The sequence below is a fragment of the Burkholderia sp. COPS genome, from assembly GCF_019425585.1.
Classification (GTDB): domain Bacteria; phylum Pseudomonadota; class Gammaproteobacteria; order Burkholderiales; family Burkholderiaceae; genus Burkholderia; species Burkholderia cepacia.
On record NZ_WIXR01000091.1, the window covers coordinates 1 to 4209 of the forward strand.

The 4209-nt window shown below is 73.5% G+C and carries 2 protein-coding genes and 2 pseudogenes; 3 read left to right on the forward strand and 1 reads right to left on the reverse strand.

Annotation, left to right across the window (positions count from 1 at the left end; translation table 11 throughout):
* Positions 1-80: 80 nt before the first annotated feature.
* Positions 81-245: pseudogene (locus FOZ70_RS38440) on the forward strand (LysR family transcriptional regulator); the annotation flags it as partial.
* Positions 246-296: 51 nt separating this feature from the next.
* Here the strand turns inward: FOZ70_RS38440 and FOZ70_RS37480 are convergent.
* Positions 297-1868 carry an MFS transporter gene (locus FOZ70_RS37480; protein WP_219707890.1) on the reverse strand — a complete coding sequence of 524 codons (1572 nt, stop codon included), beginning with the start codon at positions 1866-1868 and terminating at the stop codon, positions 297-299.
* Positions 1869-1968: 100 nt separating this feature from the next.
* On the opposite strand from FOZ70_RS37480, the gene FOZ70_RS37485 reads away from it, so the two are divergent.
* Together FOZ70_RS37485 and FOZ70_RS37490 are read left to right on the forward strand one after the other, a co-directional pair.
* Entirely contained in the window at positions 1969-2859 is an 891-nt protein-coding gene (locus FOZ70_RS37485) for a LysR family transcriptional regulator (protein WP_059622013.1), read from the forward strand.
* A 229-nt stretch (positions 2860-3088) separates the two neighbouring features.
* Positions 3089-4009 (forward strand): annotated as a pseudogene (locus FOZ70_RS37490) (ABC transporter substrate-binding protein); the annotation flags it as partial.
* Between the last annotated feature and the right edge of the window lie 200 nt (positions 4010-4209).

Here is a 4209-nt window from a genome sequence, read left to right on the forward strand (position 1 = left end):
ATATGTCCGATATGTCCGATACATCCGATACAGCCGATACACCCGCTACGGTCGATACACCCGCTACGGCCGATGCACCCGCTACGGCCGCTGCGCCCGCTACGGCCGATGCACCCGCTACGGCCGCTGCGCCCGACCCGGTTCGACGCACGCGCCGCAGGCAGGCGACGCATTGCCGTGCATCGCACCCGCCGCGCGTCGCCCATGCGGCACGCATCCACCGCCACGCGACGAAGTCGCATTGACCGGCGCGACCGACAGGCGCGACAACGCGCCGCTCGATGCGTCACGCACCTTCACGCACCCTCGCGCATCGGTTGCGCAAGCAACTTCCATGCAACGACGGCCACGACGAGCGCGAGCACGCCGCTCACCGTCAGTGCATCGGCAAACCCGCTCGCGAACGCGACGGGCGCCGCCTTCGCGAGCGCACCGGCGGCCGACGGCGGCACACGCTCGAGCGCCCGCGCCAGGTCGCCGGCCAGCAGGCTCGACATGAACGGCGCATCGGCGAACGCGCGCAGGCCGGGCGCGGCGGACAGCAGCCGGTCGAGCCGCGCCTGCGTGCTCGCCGCCAGCACCGCGCCGAGCACGCCGACGGCCGTCACGATCGCCGAGAAGCGCGTCGTCGTGCTGATGCCCGACGCCATGCCGGTGCGATTCGACGGCACGCACGCCATGATCGCCTTCTGCGTGTCGCCGTTCATGATGCCCGCGCCGCAGCCCGTCACGAACATGCCGATCGCGACGAGCCGGTAGTCGCCAGCGGCCGTCAGCGCCGCGGTCGCGAGGTTGCCCGCGCCGATCAGCGCGAGCCCGCCCGCCAGGACGCCGCCGGACGACACGCGCGCGGCCAGCGCCGCGCCGAGCGACGGCCCGGCGATCATCGCGAACGCGAACGGCAGCATCCCGAGCCCCGCGTCGATCGCCGACATCCCGAACGCGTTCTGCAGGTACAGCGGCAGGAACGTCATCATCACCTGCGCGCACGCCGCATAACCGAACATCGCGAGCACGGCGCCGACGAAGCGCGGCTGGCGGAACAGCGCGAGATCGATCATCGGCCGCGCCTGCCAGCGCTCCGCGCCGACGAACGCCGCGAACAGCGCGGCGGCGAGCGCGAGCCGGCCAAGCGTCGCGGCCGACAGCCAGCCGTGCGACGGTGCGCCGATCAGGGCCGCGATCGCGCACGCGAGCGCCGCGCCGAACAACAGGCTGCCGGCCGCATCCACGCGCTTCGCGTGCGGATCGCGCGACTCGTCGATCGCGACGCGCGCGCCGGCCGCGAGCAGCATGCAGACGGGCAGGTTCAGCAGGAACACCCAGCGCCACCCGATCCATTGCGTGATCGCGCCGCCGACGAGCGGGGCGACGGCCGTCGCGATCCCCATGCACATGCCCCAGATCGCCCACGCACGCGCCCGTTCACGCCCGTCCGGAAAACGGTTCGCGATCACGGCGAGCGCGGCCGTCAGCAATAGCGCGGCGCCGCCGCCCTTCACCGCACGCGCGGCGATCAGCCAGCCCGCCGACGGCGCGACGCCGCAGCCGAGCGACGCGAGAAAGAACAGCGCGAGCCCCGCGCCGAGCATCCGCTTGCGCCCGAAGCGGTCGGCGAGCCCGCCGGCCGGCAGCAGGCAGGCGGCGAACGCGGTCATGTACGCGCTCACGACCCATTCGATATCGGCAAAGCTCGCGTGGAAACTGCGCGCGATGCTCGGCAGCGACACGGCGACGACGTTCGTGTCGAGCACGATCAGCGAGCAGGTCGCAGACGCGACGGCGAGCGTCGCGGCGGCGGGCATGCGGCCACCCGTGCGCGGGGCGGCAGCCGCGCCCGCGCGCGACGCCGGTGAAGACTGGGACATCGGACACTCCGGAACAGGTTGAACGAACCGTATGCTAGGCTTGCCCGGTATTGCCCGTCATTGACACTCAGACGCTTTTTTATTGACGAAAACTGCAATCATGGATCGGCTCGAATTCCGTCACGTGCGCGCGTTCCTGAGCGTCGCGCAGCACCTGCACTTCGCCCGCGCGGCCGAGGCGCTCGACATGGCGCCGCCCGCGCTCACGCGGCAGATCCAGGAGGCCGAACGCGTGCTCGGCGTGCGCCTCTTTCACCGGTCGCGCCGCGCGGTCACGTTGAGCGCGGCCGGCGAGGCCTATCTCGCCGAAGCGCGCGCCGCGGTCGAACACCTGCAGCGCGGCCGCGAACTCGCGGCGCTGGCCGAGCGCGGCGAGCTCGGCAGGATCGAGATCGGCTACGTGTCGTCGGCCGTCTATTCAGGCACGCTGCAGCGCACGGTCGGCGCGTTTCGCGACGCGCACCCGCGCATCGAGCTGAACCTGCGCGAAGTACCGATGGACGACGTCGCGAACCAGCTCGACACGGGCCGCCTCGACCTCGCGTACGTCCGCCCGCCGCTGCCGCTGCCCGGCGGCCTGCGGATCGTCACGCTGCAGCGCGACGTGTTCGTCGCGGCCGTGCCGGCCGGGTCGCGCTACGCGTCGATGGCCGCCGTTCGCGCGGCCGACCTCGCCGACGCGCGCTTCGCGGTGCCCGAACAGGAGCGCGGCACGCTCGAAGTCGCGCGCCGCGGCCGCTTCGCGCCGCTGGTCGCCGCCCGCCCGGGCGGCTTGCTCGCGGTGCTCGCATGCGTGTCCGTGAACGGCTGGGTCGCGGTGATTCCCGATGCGCTCGCCGGCTGCGTGTCGCTGCCGGGTGTCGTGTACCGGCCGATCGCCGGCAAGCCGATCACGTCGGAACTCGCGCTCGCGCACCGGCGCTTCGAAAAGGCGCCGGCAGTGCGCGCGTTCCTGCGGACGGTTCCGTCCGCCGCGCAAGACGCTGAATGAAACGCCCGCGTGCGGCGATGGCGACGGTGGCGACGGTGGCGGCGATGGCGGCGATGGCGGCGATAGCGGCGATAGCGGCGACGGCGGCGACGGCGGCGACGGCGGCCGGGCCGGCCGCCGCGGCGCGAATATGCATTGCACGATTCGATGTTTGTCGGCTGGAAACCGATTCCGTAACCTGCCCGGCAACCGCGCCACCTGCGCGCGGGTAACCGAGGACACTCCGCCGATGAACCCAACCTCCGCCCCGCCGCGCCGCCGCGTGCTGCAGCGTCTTGTCGCCCTCGCCGCCGCGCCGCTCGCCGGCGGCTTCGCACTGCCCGCCGATGCGGCGGGTGCCGACCCGTCGGGCGTCACGCTCGTGCTCGGCGACCAGGCCGGCGGCCTGCGCGCGCTCGCCGAAGCCGCGCGCGTGCTTGACGGCACGCCTTACCGGTTCCGCTGGGCCAACTTCCAGGGTGCCGCGCCGCTGTTCGAGGCGCAGCGTGCGGGGGCGATCGATCTCGCGCCGGCCGGCGACCTGCCCGTGCTGACGGCCGCGCTCGGCGATCCGTCGTTGCGGATCGTCGCGACGCGCGTCGGCTCGGCGACATCGCTCGGCATCGTCGTGCAGCCCGATTCGCCGGTCCGCACGGTCGCCGACCTGAAAGGACAGACCGTCGTCGTGTCGTCCGCGCGCGGCAGCATTTCGCAGTACCAGCTGTACGGCGCGCTGCGCGAACACGGCCTCGCGCCGCGTGACGTCGACGTGCGCTTCGTGCTGCCTGTCGACGCGTTCGCCGCGTTCGAGGCGAAGCGGATCGGCATCTGGGCGACGTTCGACCCGTACTATGGGCATGCGGTACGACGCGGCGCGCGCGTCGTCCGTGACGGCAGCGGCATCAATTCCGGGCTGGCGTTCCTCACGTCGCCGGTCGAAACGCTCGACGATCGCGCGAAGCGCGCGGCACTCGCGGACGTGCTGGCGCGGCTCGCCCGCGCGGGCCAGTGGGCGCTCGCGCATCCCACCGACTACGCGACCGTCTATGCGTCGCTCACGCGCCTGCCGCCCGACGCAGCCACCGACATCGCGCGCCGGGCCGCGCTCGCACAGCGCAGCCTCAGCGGTGCCGACATCGACGTGCTGCAGCGTGTCGCCGACCGCGCGGCAGGATCGCGCCAGCCGCCGCGCGGTCGGCGACACCCCCCACCACCTCGATGTCCGCACCGCCCAGGCTCCCCCGTCCGACCCCGGCCCGCCCCGCCCTGCCCGCGGCTGCGTCCGGCGCCCCGCCCGCCCCCGCCGCCTCGACCCGCGCCTCCTCGGCGGGCTGCCCCGGCGCCCCCTGCCCCCCCCCGCCCCGCCCCCCC

What these genes read in the sequence shown, in the direction of transcription:
- FOZ70_RS37485 (WP_059622013.1), top strand. Translation starts at nt 1,969, where the DNA reads ATGGATCGGCTCGAATTCCGTCACGTGCGCGCGTTCCTGAGCGTCGCG.
- FOZ70_RS37480 (WP_219707890.1), bottom strand. Translation starts at nt 1,868, where the DNA reads ATGTCCCAGTCTTCACCGGCGTCGCGCGCGGGCGCGGCTGCCGCCCCG.